The organism is Mycobacterium sp., assembly GCF_008709575.1.
GTDB lineage: Bacteria > Actinomycetota > Actinomycetes > Mycobacteriales > Mycobacteriaceae > Mycobacterium.
On the sequence record NZ_VYIK01000351.1, the window covers coordinates 1 to 694 of the forward strand.

Here is a 694-nt window from a genome sequence, read left to right on the forward strand (position 1 = left end):
GGCGTTGCGCCCCAAATCCCCAGGTCACGAACCCACTACAACGTCACAAGAGCCCCAAAAAGAAGATGTCCTTGACCCCGCGATTTTTCAGGTCGGTCAGCACCGCCAACCAAAACTTCGCCGACTCCCCGTCGCCGTCGCCGGCCCACATCCCCACGATGTCCTTGTTGCCGTCGAGATCCACGCCGATCGCGGCGTAGACCGGCCGGTTGCGGACCTGCCCGTCGCGGATCTTGACCATGATCGCGTCGATGAACACCGCCGCGTACACCTTTTCCAGCGGCCGAGACCACCACGTGGCCATCTCCTCGATCACCCGGTCGGTGATCCGGCTGATGGTGTCCTTGGACACCGACACCCCGTAGACCTCGGCGAAATGCGCCGCAATCTCACCGGTGGTCAGGCCCTTGGCGTACAGCGACAACACCACCCGATCCACGTCGGAGACGCGGCGTTGGCGCTTGCCCACGATCACCGGCTCGAAGGTGCCGTTGCGGTCGCGAGGCACCTGGATTTCGACCTGTCCGCACGCATCGGTGATCACCTTCTTGGCGCGGGTGCCGTTGCGCGAGTTGCCGCTGCCACGCCCGGCTGCGGCGTGCTTGTCGTAACCGAGGTGTTCGGTCAGCTCCTCGTCCAGCGCCGCTTCCAGCACCGTCTTGGTCAGCGCTTTGAGCAAACCGTTCGGGCCGGT

Annotated in this window: 1 pseudogene; it reads right to left on the reverse strand. The window is 64.6% G+C overall.

Features of this window, described 5'->3' with window-relative positions:
* Positions 1-55 precede the first annotated feature (55 nt).
* Positions 56-694: pseudogene (locus tag F6Q13_RS18890) on the reverse strand (IS256 family transposase); the annotation flags it as partial.